Below are 17931 nucleotides of genomic sequence, written 5' to 3' on the forward strand. Positions count from 1 at the left end.
GTCAAAGGTCTAGCGTCGGAGGTGAGTGGTCGACGCTCGATCCCCGACATCGAGCACCCCGACCGGGCCGGCAAGCGATCCGGCCTCCCGTCTCCGGCTTCGCGCACGCGCCTCCGGCAGGAGCGTCCGCGACGGCGTCTCGCCACTCGAGAGAATCACCCCCTCGAGAAAGGAGAACGACGATGGCAACGACGACGACGAGGCTGCGCATGCGCGCGCTGCTCGGCGCAGGGCTCGCGCTGCTGTTGCTCGGCGCGCCGTCCGCGCAGGCGACGCACAGGATCCCGCGCGAGGTCCGCGAGGAGCTGCGCGAGCTGCGCAGCGTGATGATGAAGTACCGCGACGTCGCCGCTGCGGAAGCCGACGGCTACGTCGCCGCGAGCCCCTGCGAGAGCGATCCCAAGTACGGCGCGATGGGCTTCCACTACGCCAACGAGGAGCACCTGAGCGACGGCGTGCTCGATCCGTTGCGGCCGGAGATTCTCGTCTACCACGAGGGCGAGAACGGTCAGCTTCGCCTCGGCGCGATCGAGTACTTCCAGGTCGACGCCGACCAGGACCTGCACACGTTCGACGACCGACCCGAGATGTTCGGCGTGCCCTTCGACGGTCCGATGCTGGGCCACAACGAGACCATGCCGATCCACTACGACCTGCACGTCTGGCTCTTCCGCCACAATCCGGCGGGGATCTTCGCGGCGTGGAATCCGCGCGTGCACTGTGCGGAGGAGGATGGGGACGATGATGCGAACGCAGGCGCGGAGAAGGGCAATGCGGAAGCGAGCGCAGCCGGGGAGGATGCGCAGGGCTAGCTCTGCTCACGTTCGGCGTCCGGAGTGAAAGCGCGCGGCGCTGCCCCGAACGGGGTGGCGCCGCGCGCGTTTCGAGGCGGTCTCGAGCGCGTGAGATCGACGGCGTGCTGCGTCATCGAGCGAGGAGGCGGTGCCGGGACCTGCGCTGCGCTTGCGTCCGACACGTCCGGCATGCCACTGCACGCGGCGTCTGCCGGCGTCGCTCGATGACGTCGGGGGACGTGGACGTGGCGTCCATTCGATCCTCGTTCACGGACACTTCATCCACGCGCGCCGCCAGGCGTGCTCTTCGACGGAAATCAGGAGACCCATGCTTCGCTCGCTTCGCCAGATTCGCTCATCGCTGCCACGCAGCTCGTCCTTCGCGTCGCTCGCGCTCGCGGCGCTGCTCGTCGCCGGCTGCGGCGACTCGAGCGAGCCCGCCACCGCGACGGTGAGCGGCGACGCCATCCCGTTCAACGCCCAGGACCGCCGCGTCGAGGGCGCGACGGTCTGGATCCTCGAGTTCCCCGAGAAGCGGATGGTGACCGGCCCCGACGGCCACTTCTCGTTCGACGGCATCCCGGTCGGCAGCGAGGTGTCGCTGGTGATGGAGCACCCCGACTACCACCTCATCCAGACCGGCACGCACGTCGTGCCGCCCGAGGGCCTCGAGCGCATCACCTTCCAGGCCGTGCGCCACGACGTCTACGCCGCGATGGCCGCGATCCTCGGCATCGTCCCCGACGAGGAGAACCGCTGCCAGATGCCGACCACGGTCACGCGCATCGGCAAGTCGCTCTACGACCCCGGCGCGCACGGCGAGGACGGCGCGACCGTGACCATCGAGCCGCCGCTCCCGCCCGAGCACGGCCCGATCTACTTCAACTCGAGCGTGATCCCCGACCGCAGCCTGAGCGAGACCAGCGACGACGGCGGCGTGGTCTTCATCCAGGTGCCGCCCGGAGAGTACGTCATGACGGCGCACAAGCCGGGCGCGACGTTCCGGCAGGTGAAGTTCAAGTGCCGGCCGGGGGTGCTGGTGAACGCGTCGCCGCCGTGGGGGTTGCAGAGGGTGGAGTGATCGGTGGGCGTCGAGGAACGCTCGCTCCTTCTTTCTTGATGCTTGATGATGGTGCTCCGTAGGTCGCTCGCGGCGCCGTAGAGCAACAGCGAAGGAATCGACCAAAGCGTGCAGTGCTGCCCGTGCGGGGGGCGGCGCTGCGCGCTTTTTCTCTACTGGTGCGCGCGCGATCTGCGGTCCAGCGTCCGCGGGGACTGAACTCGGAGCTCCGTCGTTTGGCGTCTGCGGCGGAGCGGCGCGCGACGGGAGCGTCTCTTACCGTAGTTGGTGGGCGATCCGCGCGGGGAGGCGCGCCCACGTCACGGCGCCTGAGGGGTTGGCGAAGCGAACGGGGCGGCGGAGGCGGCGGACGTCGCGGAGGACCCATGCGTAGACGCGGCCCTCGCGACACTGTCGGCGCCACCAAGTGACATCCTCCAAGATCTCAGCACGGTTCCCCATCCGTCGCGCGTTCTTCAGAACGTCCTCGATGGAGAGCGGTCCCTTGACGTCGTGTAGGGTGCACGTGCCGACGATGGCGTTCGCACCCTTTTCGGAGAGCGCAATCCGGCCGCGAATCCGAGTGGGTCTTGTTCGAATCTCCCAATCTTTGGTCCCGCTGAAGATCATCTCCAGCGCGTCAGCTCGAATGATCAGTGTCCGCTCGATCATGTCCGGTCTCCGGCGTCGGTTCTCTCGGTCGTCGTGCGTCGGTGGCGCCGCAGCGCTGTGCGCACCAGCGCGCTGCGTGCTCAGAGGTCGTACGAAGAGCCGAATGTCAACTCATCCACCCGCCGGACTTTTGTAGGGATGCGTTGGTAATCACGCGCGCATCGCTCAGCAAGTGGTGGAGGCACGAATGTACCCGCCGACGCTTTGGGCACTAGAGCTCGACGAGAACGCCGCTGTGATCGCTCAACCTCACGCCGTCGCTGCCGAACCTCTCCCACGCGTCCACTCGCACGACTCGCGAGGCGAGGTGTGGCTCCATCAAGCTCTCAGCCGGACGTCAAGTATCCAGCGAACGGCCGCCTACGATGGTCGCCATCGCAGTGATCGAGCCAAGCCCGTCAGGGAGAGTTCGCGTCGCGGGAACTTCGTTCTCGCTGCTTCATGGAGCTTCTCGACGAATTTCTTGACGTCCTCGAGCGCACGATCAGCCCACTCGGAGGATGCGATCCTCGAGATCTCCGATCGTACACAGCCGAGCGAGGTGCTCGAGCTTGGCGAACGCACCACCGTTCCGAAACAGAGTGCGTTCGCTCGCCCAGTCCTTCGGGGCGACGTTCTGTCCCAGGTAGTTGGCGTACGCCTCGACGGCGAAGTGCGCGAACAGCAGTGTCGCTAGGTGCAGGTGCTGTCGGCCGGACGTTCCGTCGCGTCGTAGTTGCTGGTAGTGCCGCGCGGCAGTCCAGAGCTCAACGTGGGTGTAGAACGTCGAAGCGGATGTGGGCTCGAGCAGCCTTTTGCCGACGCCGCCGAGTGGGAGTCGCCCATCATCGCCGTCGGCCGTTCGTCACGTTGGGCATCGCGCGCGCGGACGTGCGCGATGTCGACACCTCTCGGGAATGGGCGCGCTTCAGTGGCGTCGGTTTTCGGACCCGGGGGCCGAGACGATGACAGCCACCCGCCGGAATCGAACCGGCGACCTACTGATTACGAATCAGTTGCTCTACCGACTGAGCTAGGGTGGCCAACGCCGCACCGGTAACCCACGCGACGTCGCGCTTGGCGCCCGGTGTCGACCCGCCTTGGGTACCGAAGCGACGCCGGCTCGGCAACTCCTGGGCAACCGGTGGCGGCGCCCAGGGCGGGCGGGCTGCTGAAGCCGGGCGAGCGGCGGCTCCCACCGGGACGGGCACGACCGCGCACGACCCGTGACCCGGCGGCCCGATCCTTGGCCAACGCCACCCCTCGCTGTATTCCACCGCCCGGAGCTCGCGCACCGCGCGAGCGGGGAGGTGGTGTGTGATGCAAGCTCGTCGTTCTCCAGGATGGCGCGCCTCGGCCATGGGGGCGCTGGCGCTTCTCGCCGTGCTCGCCACGGCGTGCTCGAGCGTGCAGACGCGCTCGATCCACTTCGTCGGCCGCCCGGAGTTCCCGCCGACCGACCCGGCGACCGTCGAGATCCTGTCGCGTCCGCCCGAGCGGCCGCACTGGGTGCTGGGGCAGATCATCGCCGAGCCGCAGGGCAACCCGGGCGACGCGGCCATCGAGGAGAAGCTGCGCGAGGACGCGGCGGCGATGGGCGGCAACGCGGTGGTGATCGTCCACGACGGCCTGCGCCGCGTCGGCGCGGTGTGGCAGGGCGGACCGTGGTGGGGCGGCGGCACGATCCACCCGGTCATGGGCCAGGTGATCTCGGCGATCGTCGTCCGCTTCAAGCCCGAGGGCGAGCCTTGATCTGACGGCGACCCGCGCGGGTCGGCGTCACACCGCGATCCCGAACGCCCCGCACGTCGCCCACGCGCCGAACGCGACCCCGAGCGGGATCGTGATGTTGTCGTCGATCCGCACCGGCAGCGCGTCGACCAGCATGCCGAGCGCGGCGACCACGAAGCTCGCCTCGAGCCGCGTCGAGAGGGTGACCGGCACGGCGGCGCCCCACGCGAGCACGGCAGCCGACACCGCGAAGGTCGCCGCGAAGAACGCGAGCGAGCCCTCGAGCGTCTTGCGTCCGATCAGGCGGTGGCGCCCGAAGCGGATGCCGACCACCGCGGACAGCGGGTCGGCGATCGCGAGCGTGTAGATCGCGATCAGCGCGATGGGCTTGGGGAACGTCAGGATCGTGAGCAGGATCGCGATCGCATAGGGCGTCATCGCGGCCTCGCGCGCCTGCTCCTCGGCGCGCAGCAGCGTCCGGTTGATCCACGGCACGCGCGCCGCGAGCTCGGGGTAGTGGATGCGCACGCGATCGACGATGTAGACCAGGCACGCGACCACGCCGAAGAGCTGCACGAGCTGCTCGCGCGTCAAGAGCAACGCGTACGCGGTCGCGATGACGACGCCGTTCGCGAGGTGGAAGAGGCGCCTGCCGGGCTGAAAGTGCGAGCGCGTCGCGCCCGGCGCGGCGTCGGCGCTCGCTCCGTCCTTCGCGCTGGGCGCGGCGCTCGCGCTCGCACCGCCATCGGCGCCGCCGCTCGCATCGCCACCAGCGCCGGGATCACGCCCGGCGCTCGAATCGACGCCGACGCTGCCAACGCCCGCATCGGCACCGGCTCCGCCCACCGACGCCACGTCGCGCTCGCCCGAGTCCGCCTGCGTCTCCCTCTCGCTCACCCGCCTCACCCCCGCGGCGGCCGCCGCCGCTCCGCGAACCACTCGCGGTAGCGCTCCATGCGCGCGCGCTGCGCCTGCGGCGCACGACGCCGGCACGTGCGCGCCTCCTCGCTGCCCGGCGGCGCGCCCCAGCGCACCTCGACGCAGTCGTTGGGGTTGTACGCCATCTCGAGCGCACCCGCGCGCGCGAGCACGTCGGCGAGCGTCAGCGTCCACTCCGATCCGTCGCTGCGCACGTAGGTGAAGCGCCGAGCCGCGGCCTCCTCGTCGAGCATCAGCTCGAGCGCGCGCCGCACCTTCTGCGGATCGGCGCCCGGCGGGATCACGTAGCGCCCGGGACGCTCGGCGACGCGCGCGGGGAAGTTGCGAACGACGTCGATCGCGATCAGCAGCCGCAGGTCGCGCGACGGCGTCGCGAAGTCCTCCCAGGGACCGGTGGTCTCGAAGATCGCCGCGCCCTCGGGCATGGCGATCGTGCTGCGTGTCCGCGCGACGTACTCCTCGCCGTTCGCGACCGAGCGCACGCGCGCGCGCACCTGCTCGTCGAGCGCGTCGATGGTCTCGCGGAACGCGCGCGCGGGATCCTGCGGCTCGGGCGACAGCATGGCGTCGACGCGCTCGTAGAAGGTCTCGACGCCGCCGACGTACTGCTCGAGCGAGAAGTCGCCGAACTCGGGGTGCGCTTCGATCTCGTCGTTGCCGAGCCGGCGCAATCCCCGTCCGTCCGATACGATCGGGCGGAAGTTCTTGAAGCCCGCGCCGCCGAGCTTGGGGTCGACCGCGAAGAGGAAATTGCCCCGCCAGTAGCGCTTGCGCGCGACGGTGTGGTCGGGCTGCGCGTCGACCGCGAGCAAGAGCCCGCCCGCGTCCTCGGTCTGCGGGATGCGCTGCACGACCACCAGCGTGTGCCCGTAGGGATCGGCGAACACGGTGCCTGGACGGAGCGCGCCGGGCTCGATGCGCGTCGGGTAGAGGTCGGTCGCGTCGGCGGCGGCCGGCGTGCGCGCGCTGCCGGAGTGCACGCCCCAGGCGACGTCGCGGCGCAGGAAGTGCAGGAAGCGCGCGACCTCGTCCTGCGCCGACGCCTGCGTCTCGGGGGCGAGGTTCGAGTGCCAGCCGGCGCAGCGCGGCGGCGACGTCGCCGTGCCGCGCGAGCACTTCGAGTAGCCGAACGGCAGGCCGAGCTTCCACGCGAAGTAGGCGCGCAGGAAGTAGGGCAGGTCCGCGCAGTCCGGCGTCAAGCGCATCTTTCCGCTCGAGTCCTCGCGGAGCCCGAGGTGGTCGTGGAGCAGGTTGCGTTCGGGGTCGGCGAGCACGGCGCCGATCCCTTTCCAGGTGGGCTCCGCATCGAGCGGGTCGGTGAAGAGCTGCTCGATCCATGCCGAGTAGAGGCTCTCGGTGCCGCGGTCCCACTCGCGCTCGACGCCCCACACCGCGCCCGCGGGACGCGGACGCGCGGGCGCCGCACCGCTGCCGACCACGATCACCGCGCAGCCGGCGACGTCCGCACCGCGGCCGACCGCGACGCGGTAGGTGCCGGCGCTCGGGGAAGGAATGGTCGTGGTCCACCACCACGGCCCGGCGCCGCGCCGCTCGGCGCTCATCGCCGCGAGCCCGCCGCGCACGTCGCCGACGACCAGCGCGCCCTCGACCTCCTGGGGCGTCGCGGCGACGATCCGCAGCGGCTCGCCGGCGCGCGGCACGCGCGGGCTGGTCAGGAACGCGACCGCGCTGGTCGCGGGGCACGCGGCCGCGTCGACCATGCCGACCGCGGTGCCGGCGCGGGCGGGCGGCGTCGGCGCCGGCGCGACGAGCCACCCGAGCAGCAAGAGGATCGGAAGCGATCGCAGACGCGCAGCTCGAAGCACGCGTAAAGCAGAGCGCGCCCGGGGAGCCGCAGCAAGCGCCGCACGTGCAGCGCGCGCTCAGCCTTCGGCCGCGACCCGGTAGCCGACACGGGGGAAGTGCACGACGATCTCGCCCAGCGCCGGATCGACGCGCTTGACGGCGATCTCGTGCACCGAGCTCGCGACCAGCTCGCCGCGCACCGGATCGAAGCCGTAGTCGTCGGGCGTGACCGACACCGACTGTCCGACGCGCAGACCGTTCGGCTCGCGCGGATCGACGCCGCCCGCCGGCGCTGGCGTCGCGTCGCGTGCGATCGCGAGCGCCTCGGCCGGTGCCATGTCGCTGCGCTCGCCGTGGCCCATCTCGTCGACGCGCTTCGCCCACGCGGCGACGCGCGGAAGCTCGTCGAGCGCCGCGCTCGCCTGCGGCGCCATGCGCAGGAACCACAGCGGGTGGAAGCACGCGGCGTCGGCGAGGCTGAAATCCGAGCTCAGGAGGAACGCGCGTCCGTCCGCGAGCTGCGCATCCAGCGTCGCGAGGTGACCGCGCAGCTGCTCGCGCGCGTACGGCGCGAGCTTCGGCAGCTCCGCGAAGTCCCGTCCCGGCATGAGCTTCGTGCGGTCCTCGATGAACTCCTTCGGCACGAGGTGCCCGATCTCGCCGAACACGACCGTCACCGCGGCGAGGAACACGATGCGGTCGGCCCACAGGCTCCAGGCGTGGCAGGTGCCCTCGCTCGCGCCGGGGTAGATCGTCGGCTCGGGGTGCAGCCGCTCGAGGACGCGCACGATGAGCTGCGTGTCGCAGTAGACGTCGGCGCCGATCTGCAGCACCGGGATGCGCCGGTAGCCGCCGGTGAGCGGCACGAGGTCCGGCTTCGGCATGATCGTCGGCTGCTCGACCGCGCGCCAGGCGAGCCGCTTGTGCGCGAGCACCTTGCGCACCTTCTCCGAGAAGGGCGAGGTGTCGTACTGGTGCAGGATCAACGTCGCTTCGCTCGCCATCGCGTCCTCCTGCGTCGTGCGGCGCTCTCCGCAGCTACGAAGAAGCTTCGCGCGTGACTTCCGACGCCGCGCCGACGCGGGCGTCCTGCGCCGATGCCTCGCCGCCCAGCGCCGCCGCAGCATCCTCACGCGTCGCCGCCGAGCCAACGGACGGTTCAGCCTCGTCCGGTGTGGGCAGAGGGACCCCCGCCGCAGCGAGCGCGTCCGCAACCAGCGCGACGAAGCCCTGCTCACGCAGCCGCTCGATCGCGGCCCGCACCTCGCGCTCGTCGCGCGCCAGCACGCGGCGGCGCGTCGTGCGCAGCCGGCGCAGCTCGCCCGCGAGCAGCGCGCGCCCGCGCTCGCTCGCCCGAGCGATCTCGGCGCGCAGCGTGTCGTCGAGCACCGTGTCGTCGTGGAACTCGCCGAGCGTCTCCTGCAGCGCCTTGAGCCTGCGCACCGCCTCGCGGCCGCGCTCGCCGAGGTAGGGCTCGAGGATCTCGAGCTGGTAGCGGAGCTTCTTCGCCGCGATGCGCACCGCGTGCAGCTCCTCCGCCGCGGCCGGCGTCCCCGGTGGTGCGGTGAGCGGCGGCTCGGTCACCTGACGTGACTCCGCGAGCAGCGTCGGCGCGATCGTGCGCAGCAGCTCGGCGATCGGCGCGTCGTGCGCGCCCGCCGCGTGGGGGACCGCGGTGTACGCGTCGGTCGCCTGGGCCGTGGCGCCGTTCAGCGCCTGCGCGACCGTGCCCGCCGCGACCGCACCCTCGAGCTGCCCGTGCAGGCGCTCGAGCCGTGCGTCGAGCCGGTCGAGCCGCACGTCGGCGAAGCACGCCATCATGCGCTCGCGCGCGCGGCGTCGGCGGCGCGCGAGCCGCGCGTCGACGTGCTCGAGGGCGAGCGCGCGCTGCGGTGTGGCGCGCTCGGCGAGCTTCGCCAGCCGCAGCCGCAGGACGTCGAGCTCGCGCACCCGCCCGAGCGCGCGCGTCAGATCGCGCACCGCGGACGCGAGCCGGCGCTGCTCGTCGGGATCGAGCCACGGCGCGAAGGTCTTGAGGCACGCGCGCAGGCGCCGCGTCGCGACCCGCATGTCGTGCACGCCCTCGGGGTCGCGGCCGTCGACCGCGGCGGCGACGTTGCCGAACATCTTGCGTCGCTGCTCGTCGAGCACCTGTGCCGCGCGACCGTAGATCGACGGCGGCGGGGCAGGGGCGCGCGGCGCTTCGCTCCGTGCTGCGCCGCTGCGCGGTGCGTTGCTCCGCGCCGTTCGCGTGCGGCGCGCGACGGCACGCCTCGCGTGCGCCGTCGAGCCCGGCTGCCGTCGTGCCGCCACGTGTGGTGCGTACCCTGTGACGGCGCGGATTTGAAGCCCGGCCACGCGCGCTTTCGCCGTCGCCGCGACGGAACGACGCGCCTACGAGAGCGATCGGACGCTCGTGCGCATGCGCTGCTCGGCGCGCTGCGCGAGCGCCCGGAGCGCCGCGTCGACGAACTCGCCGCACGCCGACTGCCAGGCGTCGACCAGACCGCGCGGCCGTCCGACGATGCTCGAGTCGAAGCTGACGCCGAGCGACAGCCAGCGCTCGAAGCGCTGCGCGCCGACCGCCACACCGGCCGTCCCGGCGTCGGCGGTGAGCGGGTAGACGCGCTGCACGCGCGCGCCGGCGAGCGTGCGCGCGTGCAATGGCAGCTCGCGGTACGCGAGCTCGACGTCGTAGCGCTGTGCCGAGCGCGGCGCGACGCCCTGCGACAGCGCGAGCGGCAGCGCCGTCATCGCGCCGGCGAGCGCCTTCATCGCCGCGAGCCGCGCCTCGCTGCCGAGCGCCGCGAGCAGCTCGTGGAAGTGCGCCGCGCGCCGCAGCGGATCGGTCTCCTCGATCGGCAGCAGCATGCCGGCGACGCGCGATTCGGGCAGCGACACGAGCGCGCGCAGCGTCGCCGGCAGCACGCCACGCTCGTTCTGCTCGAGACGGGCGAGCGCGCCCGACGAGATCGCGAGCAGGACGTCCTCGAGCCCGAGGCCGAGCGGGCGGCGCACGGCGTCGAGCGCGGCGAGCGGCAGGTCGACGAGCGCGAGCGCGCGCGGCCGCGCGGCGCCGCCGAGCAGCGTGCCGGGCGCGCTCTCGGCGAGCCGCTCGGTGAGCAGCGCGCCGAGCGAGCGCGCGGCCCGAAGCGCCGCGTCGGCGAGCTCGCCCGACCACGCGCCGCCGTCGAGGCGCGTCGCACCGAGCGTCGCGCGCGCGAGCTCACCGGAGAGCAGCGCGGTCTCACGCGCGGCGCGAAGCAGGCTCAGCGCCGACTGCCGCAGCGCTGCGGCCTGCGGCACCAGCGCCTCCAGCGTCTCGACCAGCGCGAGCATCGGGCTCGCGGGATCGCTCGCGGCGTTCTCTTCGGTGTCGTCGCTGCCGTCGTCGACCAGCGACGAGAGCAGCGCCGTGCTCGTCCCCGAGCGCTCGAGCTGCGGGTCGACCTTCACGAGCAGCAGCGAGCGCGCATCGCCCTCGAGCACGTGCAGCTCCCAGGGCGGCGCCTTGTGTGCAAGCGGTTGAAAGAATCGCCGCGTCGCCACGCCGAGCAGGTCGCGGTCGTTGCCGATCCGCTCCCAGCGCAGGTGGTAGGACAGATCGAAGCCGTGCTCGACCCAGTCGGCGGCGAGCCTGCCGCGACGCTTGACGCGCCGGCGACGCAGCCGCGGGTGCCGGTCGACGGCCGCCTCGAGCCCGTCGACGATCTCGGGATGGGACGGGGCGCCGCGCAGAAGCACGATGCTGCCCGCGCAGGGCCGAGAGATCGGCCGCACCTCGTGACCTCCTCGTTCGAAGGAAAACGACTCGATCGATGAAGTCATGAGAGTGTCGTCCAATCTCGCACGCGCCCGTAGTGGTGACAAGACGGTTCGGGCGTCAAGCTACTTTCGACGCGCACATTTCTCGCGCGCGTCACGCGACCGTCAAGTGAAGCGCTCGCGACCTCGCTTGCGCAGCTCGGCGACGGCACGGCGGACGTCCTGGGCACGGTCCTTGCTGCACACGAGCACGCCGTCGCGCGTGATCGCGACGATCACCTTCTCCACTCCGACGAGCGCGACCGCGATCTCTTCATCGGCTTCGTTGAAAACGATCGAGTCGCGCGCATCGACGAGCACGGCGTCGCCTTCGACGACGTTTCCCGCTGCGTCGGTCGTGCGCGTGCGCTCGAGCGCGTCCCACGCTCCGACGTCGTCCCAGGGAAACCCTGCAGGGAGAACCCACACGTTGTCGGCGCGCTCCATCAGGCCGACGTCGATCGAGACGTCGGCGAGCGGTGCGAACGCTTCACGAAGCGTGCCGCGCGCGCGCGACGCGAGCGCATCGCGCATCGTGCGCTGTGCGCGCGAAAGGTCGGGCATGTGGCGCGCGAGGCCCCGAAGGAACGTCGACACGCGCCAGAAGAACATGCCGCTGTTCCAGTAATGATGGCCGGACCGCGCGTACGCGCGCGCGGTGGCCTCGTCGGGCTTCTCGCGGAAGCGCAGCACGCGCAGTGGCGTGCGTGCGGCGTCGGCAGCGTCGCCCGTCCGCTCGGACGGCGACACCTCGATGTAGCCGTAGCCGGTCTCGGGACGCGTCGGCACGATGCCGATCGTCACCAGCGCGTCCTCGGTCGCCGCGAAGTCGAGCGCGCGCGCGACGTCGGCGCGGAAGCGCTCGGGCTCGCCGATCTGGTGATCGGCGGTGAGGACCGCCATCACCATGTCCTCCGGGTCGCCGTGCTGCTGCTCGAGGTGAGCGGCGGCGAGCGCCAGGCAGGCGGCGGTGTTGCGCTTCTCGGGCTCGGCGAGCACGTTCTCGCGCGGCAGCGAGGGCAGGGCTTCGGCGATCGGCTCCGCGAGCAGCTCGCTCGTCGCGATGACGATGTTCTCGCGCGGGATCAGCGGCGCGATGCGCTCGATCGCCTCCTCGAGCATCGACAGCCGTGCGTCGGTGAGGCGCAGAAGCTGCTTCGGGCGCGCGCGCCGGCTCGCGGGCCAGAAGCGCTCCCCCGAGCCCCCGGCCATGATGACGGCGAAGCGACGCATCCGGCTCCCATACCATGGCGTCTGCGCGATGCATCGCGCAGCGCGGCGAAGGGCGATTTGACGCTGGCGTGGGGTTTCTGCGACGCAGGCGGGCATGGATGACGCCACGCGCCGGCTCGCGGAGATCCTCCTCGAGCGCTCGTTCCTCGAGAACCACGAGAAGCCGTTCCTCCTCGCGTCCGGGAAGACGAGCCCGTTCTACTTCGAGTGCTCGCTGACCACGACCTGGCCGCCGGCGATGCCGCTGATCGGCAAGCTCGTGTTCGAGCGGATCCGCGGCAAGGTGAAGGCGATCGGCGGTCCGACGATGGGCGCGGACCCGATCTCGGCCGCGGTCGCGTACTACAGCGAGACGGTGGGCGAGCCGATCCCGTGGTTCAGCATCCGCAAGACGGCGAAGGACCACGGCACCGGCGGCTTCCTCGAGGGCAGCGCGCCCGCGGCGGGCGAGCCGGTGGCGCTGGTCGACGACGTGCTGACGCGCGGCGGCGCGATGCTCGACGGGCTGCGCGCGGCGCGCGAGTCCGGTCTCGAGGTCGCGGTGGCGGTGGTGCTGCTCGACCGCCAGGAGCAGGATGGGCGCGCGCGCGTCGAGGCGGCGTGTCGCGAGATCGGCGCGGAGTTCGTCGCGCTGCTGACCAAGAGCGAGATCGACGAGGTGCGCGCGGCGCGCGACGCCGCGGCGGGCAAGCGCTCGTAGCGCCCGTGCGCGGCGCGCTCGGCCGACGCGTTGCCGGGCTCGCGCGCCGCTGCTTGACCTCGCGCGGCGCTCGGTGAAACTGCCCGCGTGCGCAGTCGCCCCGCTGCTTCCGCCGTGCCTTTCGCCCGCCGGCTCGTCGTCGCTGGCCTGCTGGTCGCGCTCGCGACCGCGCTCGCGACGCCGGCGCTCGCCGCGTCGTTCCGCGGCCGCGTGGTCAAGATCCGCGACGGCGACACGATCGACGTGCTGCGCGACCGCACGGCGGTCAAGGTGCGCGTCTTCGGCGTGGACGCGCCCGAGCGCGGGCAGCCGTACTCGGCGCGCGCCAAGTCCTTCACCGCCGATCTGGTCGGCAACCGCGAGGTGCGGGTCGAGGTGAAGGAGGTCGACCGCTACGGGCGGATCGTCGGCGAGGTCCTGCTCGACGACGGCCGCAGCCTCGGCCCCGAGCTCGTGCGCGCCGGGCTCGCCTGGCACTACCGGCGCTACTCGAAGGACCCGGAGCTCGCGCGGCTCGAGGAGGAGGCGCGTCGTGCGCGGCGCGGTTTGTGGGCCGACCCGAAGCCGACGCCGCCGTGGGCCTACCGCGAGATGCTGCGCGGCAAGTCGCGTCGCTCCGCGAAGTGAGGCGGGACGAGCCGCGTCGGCATCGGCCCGCGAGGCGCGAGCACCCACGTCCGTCCGCGAGCGTGAAGCGCGGCGCCGCACGCCGCGCGCGATCTCACGCTTCGAACAGCTCGTTGCGCAGCAGACGTCCCGGCAGCTCGCCCGTGTGCTCGCCGCCGCGCATCAGCACGCGTCCGTTGACGATCGTCGCCTCGTAGCCGCGCGCGTCCTGCGACAGGTGCGGCGCCGAGGCCGGGAACTCGTGCTTGACGACCGGCAGCTCGACGTCGAGGCGGTCGAGGTCGATGACGTTGAGATCCGCGTACGCGCCGCGGCGGATCAGGCCGCGCCCGTGCAGGCCCCACATCAAGGCCGGATCGAAGGTCAGCTTGCGCACCGCCTCCTCGAGCCCGAGCAGCTTCCGCTCGCGCACCCAGTAGGCGAGGAGGAAGGTCGTGAAGCTCGCGTCGCAGGTCTGGCTCGTGTGCGCGCCCGAGTCTCCGAGCCCGATGCCGGTCAGCGGGTGGCGGAGCATCTCGGCCGCCGCGTCGAGGTCGGGGTTGTAGAGCGGGACGATGAAGAAGCCCCGGAGGTCGGTCGCGAGGATGTGGTCGAGGATGACCTGGCCGACCTCCTTGCCGGTGCGCTCGGCGATGCCGACGACGCTGCGCTCGGGCGCCGTCTCGTAGGCCTTCACGCCGTCGCCGACGAGCGGGAAGACGTGGCGCAGCGTCGCCATGCCGCCCAGAATGTCGCCGCTCGTGCCGCGGATCGATTCGAGGAGCTTCGCCTGCATCGCGGGATCGCGCAGCGCCTCGCGCTGCTTCTCGATCGGCTCGGCGATCAGGTCGAAGCCCGCGGGGAACATCGTGAGCGGCGAGATCGAGGTGCCGAAGCCCATCAGGATGCCGACGCTGCGCACCGCGACCTGCGGCACGAGCCGCGCGCCCTGCGCGACCGCGCGCTCGACCTTGGCGAGCACGTCGCGCCACACCTCGGGGTAGGCGAGGTTCTGGATCAGCCCGAAGCTCATCGGCCGCGCGGACGCGAGCGCGACCGGCACCATCCACTCGTAGTCGCGGTCGAAGCCGTTCGCGTCCTCGCCGGCGGCGCCGTAGGGCACGAGCTCGAAGACGCCGGTGCCGACCTCGGCGAGCGCGCGTCCGATGGCGTCGAGCTCGCGGCGGTCGGCGAAGGTGCCGGGCACCGGATCCCAGGCGGGCGTGCGGTGCATGGTCGTGCGGCCGCTCGCGAAGCCGAGCGCGCCGGCGCGCATGGCGTCGACGATCGCGCGGTGCATGAGCGCGAGCTCCTCGTCCGATGCGGGCGCGTCGGTGGCGCCCTTCTCGCCCATCGCCCAGATGCGCAGCGGCGCGTGGCTCAGGTGCGCGCCGACGTTGATGCCGAGCCGGCTCGACGCGAGGTGCTCGAGGTACTCCGGGAACGTCTCCCAGCGCCAGGCGATGCCTTCCTTCATCGCCGCGCGCGGCACGTCCTCGACGCCCTCCATGAGGAACATCAGGTAGTCGCGGTCCTGCGGCTTGCAGGGCGCGAAGCCGACGCCGCAGTTGCCGACGATCGCCGAGGTCACGCCGTGCAGGTTGGACGGCGAGCCGAGCGGGTCCCAGGTGATCTGCGCGTCGAGGTGCGTGTGCACGTCGACGAAGCCCGGCGTGACCACCTTGCCGCGCGCGTCGATCACCTCGTGCGCCGGTCCGTCGTGCTTGCCGATGGCGGCGATGCGGTCGCCGCTGACGACGACGTCGGCGACGTAGGCAGGACGGCCGCTGCCGTCGACGATCGTTCCACCGCGGATCACGAGATCGGCCTTCATCGAGTCCCTCCCCGGCGACGCCCGGTTGGCGGCGGCACGCTATCAGATGTCCGCGGTCCGGTGCGACGAGCCGACGTGTCGCGCCAGCAGGACGGAGCCGCTGCGGCGTCGATCCCGCCCGCTCGCGCGGAAAGTTCTTTCCCACGCCGTGTCCTTCGCGCTAGAAGGCGCCGCCGCGAAAAGGAGGATCCGATGCGCATCGCACCCGTCGCCCTGGCCGTCGCCACGGTCGGTTTGGTCTCGCTCGCAGCGCTCGACGGCGCGGCCGCCGCGCCGGACAAGTGCTTGACGGGTGCGTCGGTGCTCGACGATCAGCGGCAGCTCGCGTCGCTGCGCGCGGCGATCGACGCCGCGTGTCCGTGCGAGAGCTTCGACGGCTCACGCGGCAAGGACCGCAGCGCCTACCGCAAGTGCGCGCGCGGGCTACTCAACGCGGCGATCAAGTCGGGCGAGCTGCGCAAGCAGTGCAGGACCGTCGCGACGCGCGGCTTCTCCGACGCGACCTGCGGCACGGTCGGCAAGGTCGCGTGCGGGCGCGTCACGCCGAGCTCGAAGAAGAAGCCGATCAGCTGCAGCATCAAGCCGGCCGATCGCTGCGTGAGCCGCGCCAGGTACGTCGAGACGGTCTGCAGCAGCCACACGCACTGCTCGGACGTCGTCGACTGGACGGCAGGGACCTGCGTCGACGTGCGCCGGGCGGAGCCGTTCCAGGCCGGCGTGCGCACGATCACCTTCACCAAGAACTCGGTGGTCAATCCGAGCCAGCCGCGTCCGCTCGAGACCGTGATCTGGTATCCGACGCAGCCCGGCGCGGGGCCGGTCAACCCGGGATACAACGCCGTGGTCGACGCGCCGCTCGACCCGTCGGGCGGCCCGTACCCGCTGCTGCTGTTCTCGCACGGCTCGTGCGGCATCCCGACGCAGTCGACCTTCCTCACCGCGCTGCTCGCGGCGCAGGGCTTCGTCGTCGTCGCGCCGCCGCATCCCGGCAACACGCTGCTCGAGTTCCCGAACTGCGGCACGCCCGCGGCGCAGATCGCTTCCGCGCAGGAGCGCCCGCAGGACGTGATCTTCGTGCTGAATCAGGTGCTCGCCGCGAACCAGGATCCGGCGTCACCGTTGTTTGGCGCCATCGACCCCGAGCGCATCGGCATGTCGGGGCACTCGTTCGGCGGCTTGACGACCTACCTGGTCGAGAACCTCGAGCCGAGGATCAAGGTCGCGATCCCGATGGCGCCCGCGGTCGGCGCGCAGACGCTCGACGTGCCGTCGCTCACCATGCTCGGCCAGCTCGACTCGGTGGTGAGCAACACCGCGATCCGCAACGCGTACGCGCGCGCGCTGCCGCCCAAGTTCCTGGTCGAGATCGAGCACGCCGGGCACTACGCGTTCTCGGTCGCCTGCTTCCCGAGCAGCGACTGCAACCCGCCGACGACGCTGACGCAGGCCGAAGCGCACGGTCACGTGCTGCGCTGGGTGCGGCCGTTCCTCGAGCTCTACCTGAACGGCGATCAGCGCTTCGCGCCCTTCTTCCTCGTGCCGGAGCCGGGCGTCGTCTTCGCGTCGGAGGTCGAGTAGCGGCGTCGCTCGCGCGGCGGCGCGAACGAGCCGCGCTCGACGAACTCCGACTCGAGCTCGGGGAGCGGCGGCACCGGACGCTTGCCCTCGATGCGCGCGACCAGGTTGTCGACCATCGCCACGCCCGCGAGACGGTAGTCGAGGCGCACGACGCTGATCGGCGGACGGAACGCCTGCTCCCACAGCGAGTCGCCGAAGCCGAGCACCGACACGTCGCGCGGGATCGCGAGGCCCGCGTCGCCGATCGCGGCGAGCACGGCCGGCGTCAGCGCTTCGGTGCCGGCGACGATCGCGGTCGGCGGCTCGGGCGCGTCGAGCAGCGCGCGCGTGCGCGCGCGGCACTCGTCTGTGTCGGCGGCGGTGACGACGAGCTCCGCGTCGTGCTTGACGCCGACCTCGGCGAGCGCGCGCTCGAGACAGCCGACGCGCACGCGCTGCATCGGCGGGAAGTAGCGCGCGTCGCGCTCGACGTACGCGAGGTAGGCGATGCGCCGGTGCCCGAGCTCGACCAGACGGCGGAACGCGCGCAGCGCACCCGAGCGCTCGGCGCGCTCGCGCAGCTCGCTGCCGCGCATCTTGCGCCGCTCCTCGCTCGGCACGTCGGGCACGACCGGGATGCCGGACTCGGCGAAGCGGGCGACGTGCGGCAGCCCGTGGATCGGCCCCGCGACCACGAGCCCGTCGATCTGCTCCTCGTAGAGCCGCTCGAGCTGCTGCTCGATCACGTGCGCCGAGTTCTGGCCGTCGCACACGAGCAGCACGTAGCCGTGCCGCCGTGCGGCGTCGCCGGCGGCGCGCAGCCACTGCGCGTAGAGCGGCAGGCTGAGGTCGGGGATCATCACGCCGATGACGCGCGCCCGCACGCCGCGCAGCACCTTCGCGGCGCGGCTCGGCCGGTAGCCGACGCGGCGCGCCGCGGCGACGACCCGCGCGCGCGTCTCCTCGCTGACGAGCTGGCCCGAGCCCAGCGCGCGCGACGCGGTGCCGATGCCGACGCCGGCCTCGCGCGCGACGTCGCGGATGGTCGGCGCGCGCCGGACGCGCCTCCTTCGGGCGGCACCGCCGGCGGCGCCGGTCGCTGCGGGCTCCATGGTCACCGCTCCGAGGTGGCGGATTCGGACGCGCCTGACAAGGCGCGTGGATGCCGCCGGGCGACCCGTCGCACCGTCGGGGCGACCGTTCGCGCAACGGGGCT

Annotated in this window: 14 protein-coding genes and 1 tRNA gene; 6 read left to right on the forward strand and 9 right to left on the reverse strand. The window is 72.2% G+C overall.

Annotated elements, in window-relative coordinates:
* The first annotated feature begins 182 nt into the window (after nucleotides 1-182).
* Both VIS07_04905 and VIS07_04910 read left to right on the forward strand, forming a co-directional pair.
* Nucleotides 183-812, forward strand: a complete 630-nt coding sequence (locus VIS07_04905; GenBank protein ID HEY8514839.1) for a hypothetical protein — start codon at nucleotides 183-185, stop codon at nucleotides 810-812.
* Nucleotides 813-1122: 310 nt separating this feature from the next.
* Complete coding sequence (locus tag VIS07_04910) at nucleotides 1123-1875, forward strand: hypothetical protein (GenBank protein HEY8514840.1); 753 nt, start codon at nucleotides 1123-1125, stop codon at nucleotides 1873-1875.
* 1600 nt (nucleotides 1876-3475) lie between these two features.
* Here VIS07_04910 and VIS07_04915 read toward each other — a convergent pair.
* Nucleotides 3476-3548, reverse strand: a tRNA-Thr gene (locus tag VIS07_04915).
* 316 nt (nucleotides 3549-3864) lie between these two features.
* Here VIS07_04915 and VIS07_04920 point away from each other — a divergent pair.
* Nucleotides 3865-4257 carry a hypothetical protein gene (locus VIS07_04920; GenBank protein ID HEY8514841.1) on the forward strand — a complete coding sequence of 131 codons (393 nt, stop codon included), beginning with the start codon at nucleotides 3865-3867 and terminating at the stop codon, nucleotides 4255-4257.
* A gap of 27 nt (nucleotides 4258-4284) precedes the next feature.
* Here the strand turns inward: VIS07_04920 and VIS07_04925 are convergent, their stop codons facing one another.
* From VIS07_04925 to VIS07_04950, 6 genes are all read right to left on the reverse strand, one after another.
* The gene (locus VIS07_04925) at nucleotides 4285-5133 is read right to left on the reverse strand and encodes an SEC59/DGK1/VTE5 family protein (protein HEY8514842.1); all 849 of its coding nucleotides are present in this window, start codon (nucleotides 5131-5133) and stop codon (nucleotides 4285-4287) included.
* Nucleotides 5134-5138: 5 nt separating this feature from the next.
* Complete coding sequence (locus tag VIS07_04930; protein HEY8514843.1) at nucleotides 5139-6962, reverse strand: hypothetical protein; 1824 nt, start codon at nucleotides 6960-6962, stop codon at nucleotides 5139-5141.
* 96 nt (nucleotides 6963-7058) lie between these two features.
* Nucleotides 7059-7985: a glutathione S-transferase family protein gene (locus tag VIS07_04935; GenBank protein HEY8514844.1), complete on the reverse strand. Its 927-nt coding sequence runs from the start codon at nucleotides 7983-7985 to the stop codon at nucleotides 7059-7061.
* A 34-nt stretch (nucleotides 7986-8019) separates the two neighbouring features.
* Nucleotides 8020-9132 carry a CHAD domain-containing protein gene (locus VIS07_04940; GenBank protein ID HEY8514845.1) on the reverse strand — a complete coding sequence of 371 codons (1113 nt, stop codon included), beginning with the start codon at nucleotides 9130-9132 and terminating at the stop codon, nucleotides 8020-8022.
* A gap of 243 nt (nucleotides 9133-9375) precedes the next feature.
* Nucleotides 9376-10761 (reverse strand): wax ester/triacylglycerol synthase domain-containing protein, encoded by a 1386-nt coding sequence (locus tag VIS07_04945; protein HEY8514846.1) that lies wholly within the window; start codon nucleotides 10759-10761, stop codon nucleotides 9376-9378.
* Between the two features lie 150 nt (nucleotides 10762-10911).
* Entirely contained in the window at nucleotides 10912-12018 is a 1107-nt protein-coding gene (locus tag VIS07_04950; GenBank protein ID HEY8514847.1) for a sugar phosphate nucleotidyltransferase, read from the reverse strand.
* A gap of 94 nt (nucleotides 12019-12112) precedes the next feature.
* Here VIS07_04950 and pyrE point away from each other — a divergent pair, with 94 nt between their 5' ends.
* A complete protein-coding gene (pyrE, locus tag VIS07_04955) occupies nucleotides 12113-12718 on the forward strand; it encodes an orotate phosphoribosyltransferase (protein HEY8514848.1) in 606 nt (201 codons plus the stop codon).
* A gap of 114 nt (nucleotides 12719-12832) precedes the next feature.
* Nucleotides 12833-13345, forward strand: coding sequence for a thermonuclease family protein (locus tag VIS07_04960; GenBank protein ID HEY8514849.1), 513 nt, complete (start codon nucleotides 12833-12835; stop codon nucleotides 13343-13345).
* Between the two features lie 94 nt (nucleotides 13346-13439).
* Here VIS07_04960 and VIS07_04965 read toward each other — a convergent pair whose 3' ends face one another.
* The gene (locus VIS07_04965) at nucleotides 13440-15158 is read right to left on the reverse strand and encodes an amidohydrolase family protein (GenBank protein HEY8514850.1); all 1719 of its coding nucleotides are present in this window, start codon (nucleotides 15156-15158) and stop codon (nucleotides 13440-13442) included.
* A 192-nt stretch (nucleotides 15159-15350) separates the two neighbouring features.
* Here VIS07_04965 and VIS07_04970 point away from each other — a divergent pair, with 192 nt between their 5' ends.
* A complete protein-coding gene (locus tag VIS07_04970) occupies nucleotides 15351-16736 on the forward strand; it encodes a hypothetical protein (GenBank protein ID HEY8514851.1) in 1386 nt (461 codons plus the stop codon).
* Here the strand turns inward: VIS07_04970 and VIS07_04975 are convergent.
* Nucleotides 16670-17827, reverse strand: coding sequence for a LacI family DNA-binding transcriptional regulator (locus VIS07_04975; protein HEY8514852.1), 1158 nt, complete (start codon nucleotides 17825-17827; stop codon nucleotides 16670-16672). The two genes, VIS07_04970 and VIS07_04975, sit on opposite strands and share 67 nt — an antisense overlap.
* Between the last annotated feature and the right edge of the window lie 104 nt (nucleotides 17828-17931).

Source organism: Candidatus Binatia bacterium (assembly GCA_036563615.1).
Lineage (GTDB): Bacteria > Desulfobacterota > Binatia > UBA12015 > UBA12015 > DATCMB01.

Coding starts and splice junctions, on each gene's coding strand:
- VIS07_04905 (HEY8514839.1), top strand. CDS start 183: ATGGCAACGACGACGACGAGGCTGCGCATGCGCGCGCTGCTCGGCGCA.
- VIS07_04910 (HEY8514840.1), top strand. CDS start 1,123: ATGCTTCGCTCGCTTCGCCAGATTCGCTCATCGCTGCCACGCAGCTCG.
- VIS07_04920 (HEY8514841.1), top strand. CDS start 3,865: ATGGGGGCGCTGGCGCTTCTCGCCGTGCTCGCCACGGCGTGCTCGAGC.
- VIS07_04935 (HEY8514844.1), bottom strand. CDS start 7,985: ATGGCGAGCGAAGCGACGTTGATCCTGCACCAGTACGACACCTCGCCC.
- VIS07_04950 (HEY8514847.1), bottom strand. CDS start 12,018: ATGCGTCGCTTCGCCGTCATCATGGCCGGGGGCTCGGGGGAGCGCTTC.
- pyrE (HEY8514848.1), top strand. CDS start 12,113: ATGGATGACGCCACGCGCCGGCTCGCGGAGATCCTCCTCGAGCGCTCG.
- VIS07_04965 (HEY8514850.1), bottom strand. CDS start 15,158: ATGAAGGCCGATCTCGTGATCCGCGGTGGAACGATCGTCGACGGCAGC.
- VIS07_04970 (HEY8514851.1), top strand. CDS start 15,351: ATGCGCATCGCACCCGTCGCCCTGGCCGTCGCCACGGTCGGTTTGGTC.
- VIS07_04975 (HEY8514852.1), bottom strand. CDS start 17,827: ATGGAGCCCGCAGCGACCGGCGCCGCCGGCGGTGCCGCCCGAAGGAGG.